11 protein-coding genes and 1 tRNA gene are annotated in these 17,286 nt (G+C 40.8%); 9 read left to right on the top strand and 3 right to left on the bottom strand.

From position 1 onward, the window contains the following. Nucleotides 1-2 precede the first annotated feature (2 nt). The 6 genes from drmA (at nt 3) to T497_RS15745 (ending at nt 10,026) form a co-directional block, all read left to right on the top strand. Entirely contained in the window at nt 3-3,323 is a 3,321-nt protein-coding gene (drmA, locus tag T497_RS0104020) for a DISARM system helicase DrmA (RefSeq protein ID WP_028514507.1), read from the top strand. A 1-nt stretch (nt 3,324) separates the two neighbouring features. Further along, nucleotides 3,325-5,088, top strand: a complete 1,764-nt coding sequence (gene drmB, locus T497_RS0104015; protein WP_028514506.1) for a DrmB family protein — start codon at nt 3,325-3,327, stop codon at nt 5,086-5,088. Further along, nucleotides 5,070-5,732, top strand: a complete 663-nt coding sequence (locus tag T497_RS0104010) for a phospholipase D-like domain-containing protein (protein WP_028514505.1) — start codon at nt 5,070-5,072, stop codon at nt 5,730-5,732. The genes drmB and T497_RS0104010 overlap by 19 nt, the downstream gene beginning before the upstream one ends. Nucleotides 5,733-5,794: 62 nt before the next feature. Continuing rightward, nucleotides 5,795-6,136, top strand: coding sequence for a hypothetical protein (locus T497_RS0104005; RefSeq protein ID WP_028514504.1), 342 nt, complete (start codon nt 5,795-5,797; stop codon nt 6,134-6,136). 254 nt (nt 6,137-6,390) lie between these two features. Next, complete coding sequence (locus T497_RS17330) at nt 6,391-7,251, top strand: helix-turn-helix domain-containing protein (RefSeq protein WP_028514503.1); 861 nt, start codon at nt 6,391-6,393, stop codon at nt 7,249-7,251. 18 nt (nt 7,252-7,269) lie between these two features. Further along, nucleotides 7,270-10,026, top strand: coding sequence for a competence protein CoiA family protein (locus T497_RS15745; protein ID WP_051530513.1), 2,757 nt, complete (start codon nt 7,270-7,272; stop codon nt 10,024-10,026). A 46-nt stretch (nt 10,027-10,072) separates the two neighbouring features. On the opposite strand, the gene T497_RS0103990 is transcribed toward T497_RS15745, so the two are convergent. Both T497_RS0103990 and T497_RS0103985 read right to left on the bottom strand, forming a co-directional pair. Continuing rightward, nucleotides 10,073-10,155: transfer RNA gene (locus tag T497_RS0103990), tRNA-Leu, on the bottom strand. Between the two features lie 475 nt (nt 10,156-10,630). Further along, nucleotides 10,631-11,383, bottom strand: coding sequence for an amidohydrolase family protein (locus T497_RS0103985; RefSeq protein ID WP_037324397.1), 753 nt, complete (start codon nt 11,381-11,383; stop codon nt 10,631-10,633). A gap of 170 nt (nt 11,384-11,553) precedes the next feature. On the opposite strand from T497_RS0103985, the gene T497_RS0103980 reads away from it, so the two are divergent. Continuing rightward, nucleotides 11,554-12,855 (top strand): GH25 family lysozyme, encoded by a 1,302-nt coding sequence (locus T497_RS0103980; RefSeq protein WP_028514501.1) that lies wholly within the window; start codon nt 11,554-11,556, stop codon nt 12,853-12,855. 166 nt (nt 12,856-13,021) lie between these two features. Further along, nucleotides 13,022-13,807 (top strand): AraC family transcriptional regulator, encoded by a 786-nt coding sequence (locus tag T497_RS0103975; RefSeq protein ID WP_242839971.1) that lies wholly within the window; start codon nt 13,022-13,024, stop codon nt 13,805-13,807. 409 nt (nt 13,808-14,216) lie between these two features. On the opposite strand, the gene T497_RS0103970 is transcribed toward T497_RS0103975, so the two are convergent. Then, nucleotides 14,217-15,908 carry a bifunctional diguanylate cyclase/phosphodiesterase gene (locus T497_RS0103970; protein WP_051530512.1) on the bottom strand — a complete coding sequence of 564 codons (1,692 nt, stop codon included), beginning with the start codon at nt 15,906-15,908 and terminating at the stop codon, nt 14,217-14,219. A gap of 336 nt (nt 15,909-16,244) precedes the next feature. Here T497_RS0103970 and aroB point away from each other — a divergent pair, with 336 nt between their 5' ends. Further along, the gene (aroB, locus tag T497_RS0103965) at nt 16,245-17,285 is read left to right on the top strand and encodes a 3-dehydroquinate synthase (protein WP_028514498.1); all 1,041 of its coding nucleotides are present in this window, start codon (nt 16,245-16,247) and stop codon (nt 17,283-17,285) included. The last annotated feature ends 1 nt before the right edge of the window (nt 17,286 follow it).

Genomic DNA, 17,286 nt, shown 5'->3' with positions numbered 1-17,286 from the left:
CTATGGCTGATAGATTCAAGTATTCTGAGGTTAGACAGCACATAATCGACGACATGAGAACTGATCTTATCGGTCCTATGGAGCCGTATGAAGTGCTTGATGAAAATCCTCGTTTTGCATATCTTGTTGGTATGCTTGATGTTCAGAGCGAAGAAAACTCCGATGAAAACGAACAGGAAATCGATACAGATGCGAACTATGAAGATGAGGAAGATTATACTGCTGGCGAAGAAGATGATAATGAACCGATAATGACTACTCGCTTTCAGCTTCCTTCTTCTATTGGTATAAGTTTTTATATTTCCGATGAGACAAAGAGTATTTTGCTTGATGTATCATGGGGAGATTATACTAAATCTTCAGAAAAGTATATGGGCAAGGACGATAAAGAACATACAAGAACAATCTATAATCGTCAACCAATGTCTGAAACACTAACCATTAATTTTGATGACTTTACTCGAACAAAAGAATACTCTCTAAAGATTGATTCAAATGTACACGTATATGTATCTCGGATCTCACTTAAAGGAAATTATTCGCTTGTAACCGCATACGTTATAAATAAAAGGATAAATGCTGAGAGTGCTGCTGAAAGGATTATGTTTCAAGTAGAGCTTAAAGCATATTCGGAGTCACAGCAACCTATTTTTATTGCTGAACATATATGCAGAAAAATACTTGCTTCTGATGAATTTTACTTTGAACAGCGTCCTATATTAGGTCGTGGACGTGGATGTGCCGCAATATGGGATACTCCTGTAAATGGTAGATCAACATATATAAAGTCTTCTTTTATACCAGAGTATGAATTTCCTGGAGTAAGTGCAGCTTTAGAAGGATTTGATAAAAACTATTTCTCGACATCAGATATGTCTGTAAAATCCAAGAAATCAGAAACTATTTCTAAATTAAATACACTTGCTGATTCATATGAGAAGTGGATTACAGATATTCTTGAAACAAATGAAAGAATGAAAGATGATGCTTTCAGAGAAAAAATCGGCAACTTAGTTGTTGAGCGTTGTAAAGAAGCTCTGAGCCGAATCAGAGAAGGAATAACATTAATCGACAATGATGATATAACATTTGAAGCATTTTGCTTTATGAATCGTGTAATCTTCCTCCAGAACAGTATCAAACGATTCTCAAAGAAAAACGGTGCAGGCATATCATGTAGTTTTCTCGATTTCATCAACCCTAAGATCGACGAAAATAATTTCGGCTGGCGTCCGTTCCAGATTGCCTTTATTCTGATGAACCTTTCCGGTATTGTTGATCCTAAGCATAAGGACAGGGACATAGTCGATCTTTTGTATTTCCCTACAGGTGGCGGTAAAACAGAAGCATATTTAGGTCTTATGGCTTTTGTAATAGCAAACAGAAGGCTGAGAAAAGAAGATTTTTCTATGTATGAACGTGATGGCGGAGTAACTATTATCCTTAGATACACTTTGCGTCTTCTTACAACTCAGCAAAGAGATCGTATAACCAAAATGGTTCTTGCAGCTGAAACTATAAGAAGGCAAAAGCCACAATTATTTGGAAATGAGCCGATTAGTATCGGTTTTTGGGTTGGAGGAGGCGTAACTCCTAACAAATTTGAAGAATTCAAAGATAATCCAGATAAGCCATATAACGCAAAGAAAGCAAGAAATCTTGTTTATAAGCAGCTTCTCAATTGTCCTTTCTGTGGAAAACCTTTAAACGAAGAAAACTTCAATATAGATATTGAAAAAAAATCTATAGAGATTCACTGTTCAAATATGAATTGTCAATTCTATAGGTATAAAGATGATAGAATTGCATTACCTGTATATTTAGTTGACGAAGAAATATACGCTAAATGCCCTACCATAATTCTATCAACAGTTGATAAATTTGCAAATTTACCATGGGAAGTAAGAACAAATGCTCTTTTTGGACGTGTTGACCGTAAATGCAGCAGAGATGGATATGTTGCTATAGGTGAAGACCATCCTCAGAGACATAATAAAACTGATTCATTAGCAGCTTCTACTTTATCTCCGGTTAAACAGTTTTTGCCGCCTGAATTAATCATTCAGGATGAGCTTCACTTAATCACTGGACCTCTTGGCACAGTTTATGGAGCTTATGAGACTATAATTGAAGATATGTGTACATATGACGGAATAAAACCTAAATATGTGGTTTCTACGGCGACAATCAAAAACGCTGAAGCCCAGGCTAAATGCTTGTATGCAAGACAACATACAACGCAGTTTCCTCCAAGTGGTTTTGAAATTGGCGATAGCTTCTTTATAAAAGAAATACCTGTCGAAAAAGATCCGTTCCGTAAATATGTTGGCATATGTGCTCCAGGACAATCTGTAAAAACTGCATTACTGAGAGTTTATTCTATCATTCTTCAGGCAGCACATAATTACTCTTGTCAAGATGAATTTAAAGATGTAATTGATCCTTATTATACGTTAGTGGGCTATTTTAACAGTATACGTGAGCTTGGCGGTGCTGTTAGATTGCTTCAAGACGACATTCCGAAGAGAATAAAAAGAATAAAAAAGAAGTATGATTTCGACAGCTATCGCAACCTTTTCCATAACGTTGAAATTACATCTCGTATGGCTTCTTATAAGATTCCTGAGAAACTAAATCAGCTCGAAATAAACTATCAATCAAGAGATTGCCTTGATACAGCTATTGCTACTAATATGATAGCTGTAGGTATGGATGTTGACAGACTCGGATTAATGGTTGTAACTGGTCAGCCTAAACAGAATTCTGAATATATTCAGGCAACGAGCCGAATAGGAAGAGCTTTTCCTGGTTTAGTGGTTACTCTTTATAATGCTTACCGTCCTCGTGACTTATCTCATTATGAAAATTTCACTGGGTATCATTCACAACTTTACAGGTTCGTAGAAGGAACTACAGCAACTCCATTCTCTGCAAGAGCAAGAGACAGAGTTATGCACGCACTTATAATATCAGCTATTAGGTTGAACTATCCTGAAATGGCTGAAAACGCAGCTGCTTCTTTAATCACTTCAATGACTGACGATCAACTTGTATCAGTGAAAAAACTTATTATTGATCGACTTAATATCATTAAACCATCAGCTAAAATAGATGCCGAAAATGAAATTGATCAGTTCATTGATTGGTGGAAGCTACAGGCTTCTCAGATTAAGAAGGTGCGATACTTTGTCGTTGATACTAAACACTATAATAGGTTAATGAATTCCTATGATCAGCCACATATCGAAACCGAAAAGCCTACACTAAGGTCTATGCGTGAAGTTGAAAGTACAGCGAATATGTACTATTACACGGAGGAATAAAATGTCTGAGTATAATAATAACAAACTTGGCGAACTGCGTCCCAATCAAATTATAACAACTTTCGGTCCAGGCGCTATTGTCGATGCAGTTAAAGATTCAGTCACTATACTTGATCTTCCATACTGGAAAGAAAAAGGACAAAGAATAATTGATGGAAGACTGGCTTCATATTTACGTGTCAATTGTTTTTATATGCCACGAACAAGTGGTAAATGTGATATACCTGTAGTAACTTTTCCGTATTATCATGTTTGCTCCAACATTATGTGTGGTCATCTTTTTGATGCAAGGAAGAATTTCGATTTAGATAAATACTTAATATATGGAGTCAGTTGCCCTAAATGTCATCGTCCAGCTTACCCATCACGATTTATTACCATATGCGAAAATGGACATATGCATGATTTCCCGTGGAAATGGTGGGTTCATCATGGAAATAAACAATGTAATGGCGAATTAAAGATGTATTCCATAGGAAATACATCTACACTTGCGGATATGTGGGTTGAGTGCTCCTGCGGAGATAAACGTAATATGAGCGGAGCTACACAGCGTGATAATTTTGAAGAATTGAGTTGTCAGGGACGGCATCCATTTCGTCCTTTGCATAAAGGAGATCACTGTAATAAACAGGTTATCCCTTCGCAGCGTGGTGCATCAAACGTGTATTTTGCTGTTACCAAAAGTGCAATATCAATTCCTCCATGGATCAATCCACTATACAATTTAATCGATGATCATCTTCATGATATTGAACTGTTAATGGATGAAACCGTGTTAGGTGAAGAACTTGGGATTTTAACAGCATACAAAAAATATTTTTCTGCATATTCATTTGATGAATACAAAGAAGCATTGCATAACCGTCTTAATAACATTAAAGAATTCACTGAAATCAAGCAGATGGAGTATAACGCCATTACTCACCATGATGATCCTGCCTATGAATCTAATAAAAAGCATTTTAAAGCTGAGGAAGATCCATTGCCTCAATATCTAAAAAAATACTTTGAAAGAATAATACGAGTAACAAGGCTTAGAGAAGTAAGAGTTCTTCTCGGTTTTACAAGAGTAGATGCGCCTGATCCGGATGCTGATAATCAGCCTAATATCGTTGCACTTAGCAAAGGAAGCGGTCCAGAGCGCTGGCTTCCCGCTGCAGAAGTTAATGGCGAAGGCATCTTCATTGAGTTTAAGAAAGAGCAGATTGAAAAATGGATGAGTTCTGAAGCTGTAAAATCTATATCAAAGAAGTATTCAGATTCGTACAGAGATTTCTGCGAATCAAAGGGCTGGACAATTTCAGTTATGCGTAATGCTGTCTATGTTCTCATGCATACATTTGCTCATCTTTTGATAAAGCAAATGTCCATGTCATCAGGTTATTCATCTTCAGCTATAAGAGAACGAATATATTTTAGCGAAAAGATGTCGGGAGTATTGCTGTATACAGGCAGTGCTGACAAAGAAGGTTCGCTTGGCGGTTTAGTTGAATTAGGTACTATCGATCAGATGACAAGACTCATGAAAGATGCTTTCCAGGAAGCTCTTGTTTGTACCAATGATCCTGAATGTATGAATACACTTCCTGCTGGAAAGAATTCTAACGGTGCTGCTTGTCATTCTTGCTGTATGATATCTGAAACTGCCTGTGAAAACGGAAATAGGATGCTTGACAGAGGACTCGTTGTACCCGTTCCGGGACGAGAAGAAACCTCATACTTTAAAGAATTGGTGAATGAACTATGCCAGGTAGAGATATAAATAAAGAGATCCTAATCAATACGATAAAAAGCGATTATTCAAACGGTACATCAAATTCTGTGGAATTACTAAAAAGGAATTACCCTGAGCTATCTCATCAAAAATGTGAGGATATAGCAGAGTTGATAACTGAAGCTATTGCTTCTAATGACACAGATAAAGTGTCAATCGTCGCTACTGCACCGCCTTCTTTTGCAATTAACGCAAGAACAACCATGAGCGTTGTTAATTCAATGATCAATAGTGCAGAAAGAAATATTCTTATTACAGGATATTCACTCTCCTCCTATTTTTCCGATTTAGTTGATGTGATAATAAATAAAAGCCAGCGCGGTATTTTTGTTAAGTTCTTCGTCAATGATATTGAAAGTCAGCAAGAATTCGATAAGATTTTGCGTTATAAGAGTCGATTCTTAAATATTTACAATTATAAACCTGTTGATGATGATAAGATGTCAGCATTACACGCTAAGGTATTATCTGTTGACGGTCAATCTACATTAATTACTTCAGCAAATCTGTCTTATCATGGTCAGCAAGGCAATATAGAGCTTGGTACAAAAATCGAATCCAAGAGCGTTGCTAAGCAGATAGATGATATTTTTACAAAGCTTATTTTTTCAAAAGTATTTGTTCAGCTCTGATTTGATAGCTATCCTCAAACTAAAACAACAGAAACACTACATTTAATTATCAGGAGTTTTCAATGCATAACGATATTATTTCATTCTGTGACAAATGGCTTTTTCTATTTGATAGCGACAAAGTATTTGATTTTGAAAATGACTTTGGCGATGACTGTGAAAAAATGTCTTTCAAGATGGATCTATTTAATAGTTTCCGTGATGCCTTTCCTGACGCAACAGATGCAACATGGAAAACTGAAGAACTTGAAAGGGTTATTAATAATATAAATAATCCTGCCATACTTGGTTCTATGCTTTTCTCACAATGGCGCTCCCTAACACACTGGATTATGATATATAATCTTGATGATTACATCGACTGGTTCAAAATAGTCCTTACACGACTTAAAGAAATCTGCTGAACAAACAATAAATGAATATGGTTGCAGTTTATAATATAACGATTTAATCATGAAAGAAAAAGGTCGGTTCTGATGCCGACTTTTTTCAAATTGATACTTATAACATAGGTGCTCTTTTTCAACACCTATGAAGAAAATATCTTACTATTGAGGACAATCCTCCGGTCTTGACATCTATTGCAACTCAGATGTCAAGACTAATATGATAATTTTTGATACAATAAAGACATCAAATAAAGGAGGTACTCAGTACTATGAAAGATAACATTCTTGAAAACGCCTTATCTATCATTGATAAGAATATTCGCCTTGATCATAAGGAAATAACAAGGAAAATTTACGCAGAAACAAATTATTGTGATCAGGATTACAACAAATTTCTTGCGGTGATTTCTTCAGGTGATCTTACTTTAAAGGATTATATCCGAAAAAGAAGACTGTATTTAGCTGCTGATGAACTGATCAATAACCCTGATAAGTCAATAGTCGATATCTCGTCAGAATTCGGTTATTCCGAGCAAACAGCATTTACAAGAGCTATAAAAAGAGAATTTAACAAAACACCAACAGAAATCCGCAAGAACCAAAAGCCAGTTCCCGATGTCAGAAAAATACTGGAGAATCATCTTGCAAATAAGAGCAGACTCGATTCTATTCTCGATAGATTTGAATCTGATAATCTAAGTAATACCGACTGGGACTACTTTGAGACATTTATCCATGCAACAGATGAATATGGGTTCGATACTTCAACCTGTTGCCTGATATCTGAACTATCAGAGAGACTATCAGTTCCATTTGCTCATCTTTTAGAACGTTGTTTCGATATGATGATTGATTACAATCAGTATTCTGAAGATTACATGACGGAAAAACTCGATTTTATGGAAGAAGCGGGTATCGAAAGTGAAGATGAATTAAAAAAGCTGTGTCATCATTATGACTGTAAATGGTATGAGCTGAGCTTTGGTAAAGTTCAGATGTATCGTTTAGGTATTGATTCACCAGAAGAACTAACTAAAATATGGAACTATTATAACTGTAAATGGATAATGGGCGAACCCTATCCTATTACAAAGCAAATGGTACAGGATTATCGTAAAAAAACAAAATAATAACGGAGGGCAGGAAGAATGTATATTGCATTTGATAAAGAACAAAAGAGAATATCTATCAATGACGCTGTTCAGGGCGATACATTCTTCTGCCCAATTTGTCTTGAGAGACTGTTTGTAAAAGCCGGAACTGAAAGAGCACGTCATTTTTCTCACTATCCTAAGTGTGAATGCAATGATGGCTGGAATGGTCAATATGATATGTCTGAATGGCACTATGAATGGCAGAATAGATTTCCGGCTGATAACCAGGAAGTAGTTGTTCAATGGGACGATATTCGGCACAGAGCAGACGTGCTTGTGGACAGAACAGTCGCTGAGTTTCAGCATAGTCCCTTATCCGCCGGAAAGTTTAATGACAGAAATGTCTTCTATCATAATAATATTGGATACAAAGTTGTCTGGCTTTATGATATGCGCGAAGACTATGAAAGCGGACAATTAAAGGAAAAGAACAATAATATCTTTTCTTGGAGCAAACCAAGATCTACTTTCAGAAAATACAACCTTCGTGCCGGAGCAATAGACCTTTTCTTTCAAATATCTGATGATAATGAATGTATATTGCAAATACATGAATTCTATGAAGGCTTCTTTCAAATCAAACAAAGATTTACAAAAGAAGCCTTCTTATCTTATATCGGTCTGACTGACGGAAGATGTCTTCCACCGCTGCACATAGACACTAATATAGATGAGGAATATCAACGTTTTTCTGAAAAGTATAATATTGTTCTTAATCTTCAGCAACAACGAGCTGTCCAGGCTGTGAGTGGAGCAAATCTTATGATTGCAGTACCAGGTAGTGGAAAAACTACTGTTATGGTTGCAAGAATGGGATATATGATTTATTGTAAAGGTATTGCTCCCGAGAATATTCTTGCTATAACTTATACTAAAAGCGCAACAAATGATATTAAACAGCGCTTTGCTCAAAAGTTCGATAAAAACATAGCCGATCGTCTTAATATACGCACTATCAACTCTTTATGCGAACAGATCATCACAAGATATGTTCAAAAGTATAATAGACCAAATCGCTATAAACTGCTTAATGAAAATGAACAATGTGCAATTATCAAATCAATCTACACAAGCATAACTGGCGATAAATTTCCACACGAAGCTGATATTATCGAAGCACAAACCAAAATCAGTTATATAAAAAACATGATGCTGACAACTCCTGAATTAAGAGAGGAGTATCTGCCCGAAGACTCCATCTATGAGAATTTCTATAACAAATATGAAGATGCTTTGAAATCAAATCAACGTATGGATTATGACGATCAACTACGCTTCGCTAAGATTTTCCTTGAAAAAAAAACTGACCTTCTTTGTGAATTTCAGGATAAATACCAGTACATTTGTGTTGATGAAGCACAGGATACATCTAAAATTCAACATGAAATAGTCAGATTGTTAGCTTCAAAGCGGAATAATGTTTTTATGGTTGGTGATGAAGATCAAAGCATTTATCGTTTCCGTGCAGCTTATCCACAGGCACTTTTGAGTTTTGCGGATATATATATTAATCCGTATGTTCTGTTTCTTGAAACAAATTACCGTTCAACAAAGCAAATAGTTTCAGCTGCTCAGAGTTTTATTAGTCATAATATTAACCGTCATTCTGAGAAATATATGAGATCAAGCCGAGGAGACGGTAAGCCGATAAAACGTATTAATGTCATGAAGAAACATGAGCAGTATTCTACTGTTGCAGAAGCATCCATGCAAGATCATGGTCAAATGGCAATACTCTACCGGAACAATGCAAATGCCATTCCTCTTATGGATCTCTTTTTACGAAAAAATATCCCATTTCAACGCCTGAAAGATGCAGGTGAAAACTTTTTTACCTGCAAAGTTGTTCAGGATATTGTATATTTTCTAAGATTCGCTATCAATCCTAATGACGCAGATGCTTTTAAGCAGATCTACTATAAGTGCGGCTATGGTTTCAACCAGCGAGCTGCAAATTGGAGCTGTACAAAATCGCTCCAAAAAGGCATTTCCATTTCCGATGAACTGATTAATCAACTGTCAAAGTGGCGGTCATTAGAGCAAAAAGCATTGGATTTTAAGGAAAAAATGAAGAGGATTGCTGCTTCCGCTCCACAAGATGCAATTGATATGATCTGTAATTATTGGTATCGTGACTATGCAAGAGAAAAAGAGCTCGACATAGGTAAATGCGATATCCTATACTCTTTAGCTGTACAGGAAAAAACAATTACAGGTTTTCTTGAACACTTGGAGCTATTGCCGAAACTTATTGAGAACTATCACTGTTCAGCAGAAAATCCGGTCATTCTTTCCACTATTCATTCTGCGAAGGGTTTAGAATTCGATATTGTCTATATAGTTGATGCCTATGACGGTAGTTTACCTCACTCAGACAGAGAAACCGCAAAAGAACAGGAACGGATTGATAACTATGAGGAAGAACGTCGTTTGTTTTACGTTGCAATCACAAGAGCCAAAAACGAATTGTATCTTCTTAGCGTAAACGAATATAGAACCGCATTTATCAACGAAATTGTCCCTGAAGCACATACTAACAAAGATAACGAAGTTATGAAAGCAATTCAGGAGTGGTTAGGTCATTCCACATTCCAGGTAACTGCTGATTTTTACAGTCATCTAGAGTTCAATTCAAAGCTGTCCTCGGCTGATGCTATCGCTCAGGCTCTCGGTGCCTGCAATCCCGATACGGAAGAAGCAAGCGGTAAAGCAAAGAGTAACACGCCGACAAGCAATGATGAGAACGCATAAAAAAAGAACCGAGCTTACGAAAAGCCCGATTCTACGCTGAATTTAGTGGTGCCGATGGCGGGACTCGAACCCGCACACTTTCGTACTTGATTTTGAGTCAAGCGTGTCTGCCAATTCCACCACATCGGCACATATTGATTTTTTTATCAGAAAGACAGTTTTCAAGGAAACTGATATTTCGGTAGAAATAAGGTAGAATAAAAAAGAACCGAACAAGTTCTTTCTACCACAATCTCCAAATTTCTTCGTGGTTAAGCCGTTAGAGCGATGTTAAAATCAGTTGAAATTCAAAACCGTCAAAAATGGCAAGAGGATTTTGAATCAAACGTCAATTTGTAAACGAACCACGAAAAATCGGTAGAAAAATGGTAGAAAAAACGGAAACACGAACAAGTCCGTTCTACCAAAGCTATCAGATAACCTCGTAGATAAGCCGTTTGAGCGATGCTGAAAAACAATCGGTACTCAAATCCTGAAAAAATGCTGATAGGATTTTGAGTCCGTCACGTCTGCCAATTCCATCACATCGGCTTAAATATAACATATCAATTATATCAAATCGGCGGCAAAAAGTCAAGAGTGGAACGGCAATTTTTATTTTTATTCAGATTTTATATACTCTTAGGGCGTTTTCGTACATGAAAAGCTCCCTTTGTTTCGGCGTAATATCGAGACTTGCGGCAAAGTCAAGGTGAACTTTTTCTGAGCAGCTCCCGAAATCGGAGCCGAATATGAAATGCTCGGGCATGGCTGCTATGGCAGCTTCAAGAGCTGTCTTTATCTGGGGACAGATACGGGAGTCATCTGCCACTGAGGAAGTATCGAACCAGACATTTCCGCAGTCTTTAAGAGTTCCGAAGCACTGTTCAAGTTCGGGATAGAAGCAGTGGCAGTAAACGAACCTGTTCTGAGGGCGTTTCTGTGCGAGCTCCTTCATCTTATCGGGAGCCGAATACTGCGTATTATCCCAGCCCGTGTGGAAAAGCACAGGTACATCGAATTCCGCGGCAAGGTCGTAGACAGGGGAGAGCACATGATCGGTGCAGTAAAAGCTCTCGTGTCCCGTGTAAAGCTTCAGACCGATGATATCCCCCCTTTCAAGGAGCTCCCTGCACAGGCGGAGCTGCTGTTCATAGCTGATAAACGGACTTATACCTGCGATGACCTTTATCATATCGCTGCCTCTGAAAAGCTCCGCGCAGTCACGCACCGAACCGATAACGCTTTCAAGCTCGGAATCAGCGATAACTATGCTCTTGTCAACTCCGTTTCTGCGGAGCTCCGCTACAAGGGCTTCTTTTTTTGTGTTGAAGTCGGGATAGTCAACGGGGAGGTGCAAATGTGAATCAATTACCATAAATAATATCCTTTCGGCATAAATCATAAGTTCTGCGTAAAATATAGCACGTTTTGGAGTTTAAGTCAAGCTTTTCCTTTACATTTTTGTCGATTTGTGTTATAATATAATTTATGATTTTAAAATATTAACTTCCTGAAAGCTGATAGCTCGGGAATGAAAGGTATAACATGAAACTAAAATATATAGTAATTCTTTCAGCAGCGCTGTGCCTGCTTACAGGCTGCGGCGGAAAAAAGGTCTCAACATCTTCCGAAAGCGCCAAAGCTTCTTCAAGTACGGTCACAACAACTGTTTCGACCACAACAACTGCTGTATCGACAACGACTTCTGTCACCACTACAAAGCCAAAATGCGATCCGCCCAAAGACCTTGTGCTCAAGGGACTTGATTCCGTGGAGGTCTATGAGGATATCTCCCTTGAAAGCTTTATCACCGAGAAAAATGTTGACCTCAAGGACGGCTCGGTGAAGCTCAATACCTCCGATACGGGAGTTTTCGAGGTGGAGATACCATATATCTACAACGGCTGCGAGTTCACCCAGAAGCTGCAATATTCCGTAATGGATACGACTCCGCCTGTGGTACTCAATGCAGGCTGGGAGCCAAATCACAAGGTAGGAACGCCATTCGACCTCAATGATTACGTGGGCTTTGCGGATAACTTCGACAGTAACCCCGTTCTTACATTCACAGGCGATATTGATCCCGACAAGGTTGGACTTTATCCGCTGACTGCAACTGTTACTGACAGCTCGGGAAACTTCACGACATGGGACCTTAAGATATGTGTTCTGAATGAAGTTCCACGTCCTGTTGATGATAATCCGAGAGTGAACTACAGCGACTTTATCGCTCAGTATAACAGGGACGGAGTTCGCTTCGGAATAGACGTTTCTGCATGGCAGACCGATGTGGACTACAACGCTGTCAAGGCGGCTGGGTGCAGCTTCGTTATAATCCGCGTGGGTTACTTCTACAGCGAGATAAAAATGGACGATTACTTCCGCGAGAATATCAAGAACGCTACCGAAGCAGGTCTCGATGTGGGAGTTTATTTCTACACCACCGATAATACCCAGGATGGCGTCCGTGAACACGCCCGCTGGATAGCGGAGCAGGTCAAGGGCTACGACCTGCAAATGCCTGTAGCATTCGACTGGGAGGAGTTTGCTAACTTCCAGAAGTATCACATGAGCATAAAGGACATCAACGACGTTTACATGGCGTTTGCTGACGAGGTCGAGAAGTGCGGATATAAGGCTATGCTCTACAGCAGCAAGAACTTCCTCGGCAATATATGGAACGAGGAGACTAAGGCTTCTCACCCTGTATGGCTGGCGCATTTCATTGACGAGACCGATTACGACGGCGAGTACGCTATCTGGCAGGCGAGTGCCTACGGTCATATCCCCGGCATAAACGGCGATGTGGATATGGATATCCAGTATCTTGATAAAAAATTAGACTGACGCAGGGGCGGATAGTATCCGCCCTTTCTTTTTGTGCATTTTAAAAACATATCCGCCACGAGAAAATAAATATATCACTTTTGTGCTGGAAATTCTTGACACTGCTTCGCACAATATGTTATAATAGGTTTTAAAGAAAGATAAAGAGGAGTGCATCACTTTGAGAATGGTCGAAATAGGATACAATCACAGACACGGCAGGAGCTTCTGCATAGACCGTCCCAACGGCACAGACAGCTGGCTCATGCTCATCGTAAAAACACCCGTACACTTCAGGATAGACGGCAGGGAGACACGCACGACGTCCCATTCGTTTATCATTTACCGTCCGAACACCCCACAGTATTACTATCCTGCCAGCAATGAATACTTCGATGACTGGATGCATTTTTATCCCGACGAGGACGAGCAGAAAATGCTGAATGAGCTGAATATCCCCCTTGACAAGCCTGTGGAGATAGGCGATATTACCGAGATGTCGTCTATGATACGCAGTATGTGCTTCGAGCACTATTCGGGAAATCAGTTCAGAACAAACAGCATAGACCTGTATTTCAGACTGCTCATGTTCAAGATCTCGGAAAAGCTGAAAAAAAAGGAGGCTTTCCCCAACAGGTCCGAGGGAATATACTCAGAAAAGCTTCTGTGGATACGCAAGTCTATCTATCGCTGGCCGAGCCGCGATTATTCCATTGAAGATATGGCAAAGGAGCTCTCGCTGAGCCGCTCCCGTTTTCAGCATCTGTACACAGAGACCTTCGGCGTCAGTGTAAACAGGGACGTCATCACCAGCCGACTGAACAAGGCGGCGGAGCTTCTGAAAACTACAGACCTGTCCGTAAAGGACGTGGGAATTAACGTGGGCTATGGCAATACATCGTATTTTGTAAAGGCATTCGGCAATTTCTACGGACTTACTCCGTTGCAGTACAGACAGGCGGAAATGAAATAACAAAGAGGGAGTGATGATATCACTCCCTTTTTATAATAATTTGATGTCCCTCTGAAGGGGATTCCAAAGGGACTGTGTTCCTTTGGCAGAGTGACTCCCCATAAGATGGGGAGATGTCCGAAGGACAGAGGGGACGTACCGGTAAGGTCAGAGGCGGCGCCTCTGGCAGGGTTCGGGGCAGAGCCCCGATATCGTTATGCGCTCCTAACGGTAACGAGTACCCTCTGTCAGCTACGCTGACATCTCCCTGTACTACAGGGAGTCACCGCAAGGGTGAATTAAAAAAACAGTCCGGCGGACTGTTTTTTTAAGAGGGTGACTCCCCACGGGGTGGGGAGATGTCGCAACGCGACAGAGGGGACGGACCCGATTAGGGGGCCCTGCAAGTGAGGGCGTCCCTTGTTTGCAATTATTTATTATAGATGAAACTGTCATTGATACGTGTCTCGAACTCCGCAACGGGCAGAGGTCTGTCAAAGTAGAAGCCCTGCGCCAGATTACAGCCGTTGGAGCTCAGCAGATTGACCTGCTCAATAGTCTCAACGCCCTCGGATATACACTCAAGACCTATCTCCTGCGTCATAGCGACAATATACTTGAACATTATGGTCTTTTGCATATAATTCTCGGTCTTGTGGTCGGGGAGCAGGCTCTTGTCAAGCTTTACAACGTCCCACGGTATCTCTTTAAGGAGATTCAGCGAGGAATAGCCAGTTCCGAAGTCATCGACTGCTGTGGAGAGCCCAAGCTCCTGCAAGCCGCTGATTATGCGCTTTAAGTCCTTGAATTCCACATCTGTAGTGGTCTCGGTGAGCTCTATCTCGATATATTCGTGTGGAACGCTATGCCTGTCGATTATCTCGGTTATATGCTGGAGCAGGTCCATATCCGAAAGATGACGGCGCGAGAGATTTACCGATACCCTGACAACGTTTTGTCCGCTGTCCAGCCACCTGCGTATATCGCGGCACACCGAGTCGAGCATATAGAAGTCCAGCTTGCAGATATCGCGTCCCTGTTCAAGAACGGGGATAAAGTCTATCGGCGGAACGAGCCTGCCGTTATGGAGCCAGCGGCACAGCGCTTCTGCGCCTACAACGCGTCGCTGGTCGATATCCACCTTGGGCTGGTAGTATACGAGGAACTCTCTGTCCTCAAGAGCTCTCGGGAAACAGGCGGTTATCTCGTTATTGCGCTTGGTACGTGCAAGTAGAGCGTCATCGAAGTACACCACGTCCTGCTTTGACGAGCCCTTGGCAAGGTGAAAAGCCATGCTTACTCTGTCCATGATATCCGTGGGCAGGATAAAGCTGTCCATATCGGGGATAACGTAGACTCCCGCAGTGGCAGACAGCAGTATTCTTTCGCCCTTTGCCTCGTCATAGACTATTCCCGTGCCGTTGAGAAGCCGCAGTATAGTGGGGAGCTTTTCCTGTTTTATGAGGGTAATGAAGTTATCTCCGCCGATACGACAGACGTTTTCGTACTCATCGTCGAGCTGGTCGGCGATAAGAGCGATGAACTTCTTCATTACCATAGTGCCCTTTTCTCTGCCTATCTGCTGATTGACAAGGGAAAAGCGCTTTAAATTGAAGTAAACGGCGGTATATTCGTCCACTCGTTCAGCTTTATAGAGTATCTTGATACATTTCATGAACTGGCGCAGATTGAACATATCCAGTTCTGTATCAAAGAAGGTCAGGTGATGTGCAATGCCGATAAGTCGGCTTTTTGCATGGCTGAATGTGAGTATATCCAGCAGGACATTTATCCTGTGTTCCTCAGTTGTGTCCCATGAATAGTCATCGGCAGACCATATCCTGTATACGGCAATATTTTCGTCACCTGTAGTAAAGCGTTTGTTTAAACAGACATCGTTCTCGCGCACCTTGTGTCCTCTGCCGTAAAAGCAGTAGTATTTGTAGATGTTCAGGTGCTCGGCAGCCTCGTTGTCGTAGGCGTACATCTCTATCTTGGTAATATTCAGGACGGAGCAGATGCCCTTTAAGGCAGGAGTGATGTCGGAGTTGAGCGTGTCGGGATATTTTGGCAGATCTGATATTAGATTTTCCAGAGCAGTCATATAATCAAGTTTTTTCATACATATCCCCTCCGATCAGATAAAATATCTGTCAGAATTATATAAATTTACATCAACATTATAGCACAGGCGGAACTTTCAGTGATAGACATTCTGTGAACTCATTGTTAAATTTGCGGCGAGCGCCTAAATTTTAAGAATAAATTTAGTGTTAATGCACAATAAACACTTAGAATCGTCTGCTGAGAACCGTTAATAAGGTGACATATTAAATTTCATCGGGTAAAATCTTTAAAGCAGAAAAGTGTTGACAGTTATAATAGTATATGGTATAATTTTTTCTGAAGCATAACGCCGCGTAAATGCGGCGCTGCATAAACTAACGGAGGCGTTGATATGAAGAAAATAAGCGTAAAAACCAGCCGCCCCTATGAGGTTCTCATCGAGCGCGGTTCTCTGGCAAAGAGCGGAGAATATATCGCACAGGTGACAGGCTCAAGAAAGGCTGCTGTTATAACCGATGACAATGTGGAGAAGTATCATCTCCCCACAGTTCTGGATTCTATGAAAAAGGCAGGCTTTGAGTGCTCGGTTTACGCTTTTCCTCACGGCGAGCAGTCGAAATGCCTCGAAAATTTAGGCAATATCTTCGATTTTCTCTGCGACAGCGGCATTACAAGGAGCGACATCGTAGTTGCTCTCGGCGGCGGAGTTGTAGGCGATATCACAGGCTTTGCGGCTGCTTCTTATCTCCGCGGAGTCGATTTCGTACAGATACCCACTACTCTCCTTGCACAGGTGGATTCGTCTGTTGGCGGCAAGACAGCTATTGATATAAAGGGCGGCAAGAACCTTGTGGGGGCTTTCAAGCAGCCTGCTCTGGTCATCTGCGACAGCGACACCCTGAAAACTCTCCCCGAGGAGGTCCTTTCCGAGGGCATGGGCGAGTGCATAAAGTATGGCATGATACGCGACGAGAAGCTCTTTGAGCTCATGGAGTCCCATGATATTGCCACAGTTGACGATATCATGGACGAAATGGTATACAAGTGCGTGGATATCAAGCGTCAGGTAGTTGAAAACGACGAGTTTGACAGGGGAGAGCGCATGATCCTCAACTTCGGTCATACTCTCGGTCACGCATTGGAGGGCTGGCATAAATATACGGGGATATCTCACGGCGCAGGAGTTGCCGCAGGTATGTGCATGATAACGGACAAGCTTGCACCTCAGCTTTCTGACAGGCTCAAGAAGTGCTGTGCTGCATATAAGCTCCCCACAGGCAGCGATATCCCTATGAGCGAGCTTCTGCCATTCTGCTCAAAGGACAAGAAAAACGAGAAAAAGGACATAAATTACATAATCTGCAAGGAGATCGGCAAGTGCGAGATAGTTAAGGTGCCTTTCACCGAATTCTGCCGACTTATGGAGGGCTGAG

Source organism: Ruminococcus flavefaciens MA2007 (assembly GCF_000621845.1).
Taxonomy (GTDB): domain Bacteria; phylum Bacillota; class Clostridia; order Oscillospirales; family Ruminococcaceae; genus Ruminococcus; species Ruminococcus flavefaciens_E.
This window is presented reverse-complemented; position numbering and strand designations above follow the sequence as displayed.

Excerpts from the sequence above, each read along its gene's own strand:
- drmA (WP_028514507.1), top strand. The coding sequence starts at position 3 with ATGGCTGATAGATTCAAGTATTCTGAGGTTAGACAGCACATAATCGAC.
- drmB (WP_028514506.1), top strand. The coding sequence starts at position 3,325 with ATGTCTGAGTATAATAATAACAAACTTGGCGAACTGCGTCCCAATCAA.
- T497_RS0104010 (WP_028514505.1), top strand. The coding sequence starts at position 5,070 with ATGCCAGGTAGAGATATAAATAAAGAGATCCTAATCAATACGATAAAA.
- T497_RS0104005 (WP_028514504.1), top strand. The coding sequence starts at position 5,795 with ATGCATAACGATATTATTTCATTCTGTGACAAATGGCTTTTTCTATTT.
- T497_RS17330 (WP_028514503.1), top strand. The coding sequence starts at position 6,391 with ATGAAAGATAACATTCTTGAAAACGCCTTATCTATCATTGATAAGAAT.
- T497_RS15745 (WP_051530513.1), top strand. The coding sequence starts at position 7,270 with ATGTATATTGCATTTGATAAAGAACAAAAGAGAATATCTATCAATGAC.
- T497_RS0103985 (WP_037324397.1), bottom strand. The coding sequence starts at position 11,383 with ATGGTAATTGATTCACATTTGCACCTCCCCGTTGACTATCCCGACTTC.
- T497_RS0103980 (WP_028514501.1), top strand. The coding sequence starts at position 11,554 with ATGAAACTAAAATATATAGTAATTCTTTCAGCAGCGCTGTGCCTGCTT.
- T497_RS0103975 (WP_242839971.1), top strand. The coding sequence starts at position 13,022 with ATGGTCGAAATAGGATACAATCACAGACACGGCAGGAGCTTCTGCATA.
- T497_RS0103970 (WP_051530512.1), bottom strand. The coding sequence starts at position 15,908 with ATGAAAAAACTTGATTATATGACTGCTCTGGAAAATCTAATATCAGAT.
- aroB (WP_028514498.1), top strand. The coding sequence starts at position 16,245 with ATGAAGAAAATAAGCGTAAAAACCAGCCGCCCCTATGAGGTTCTCATC.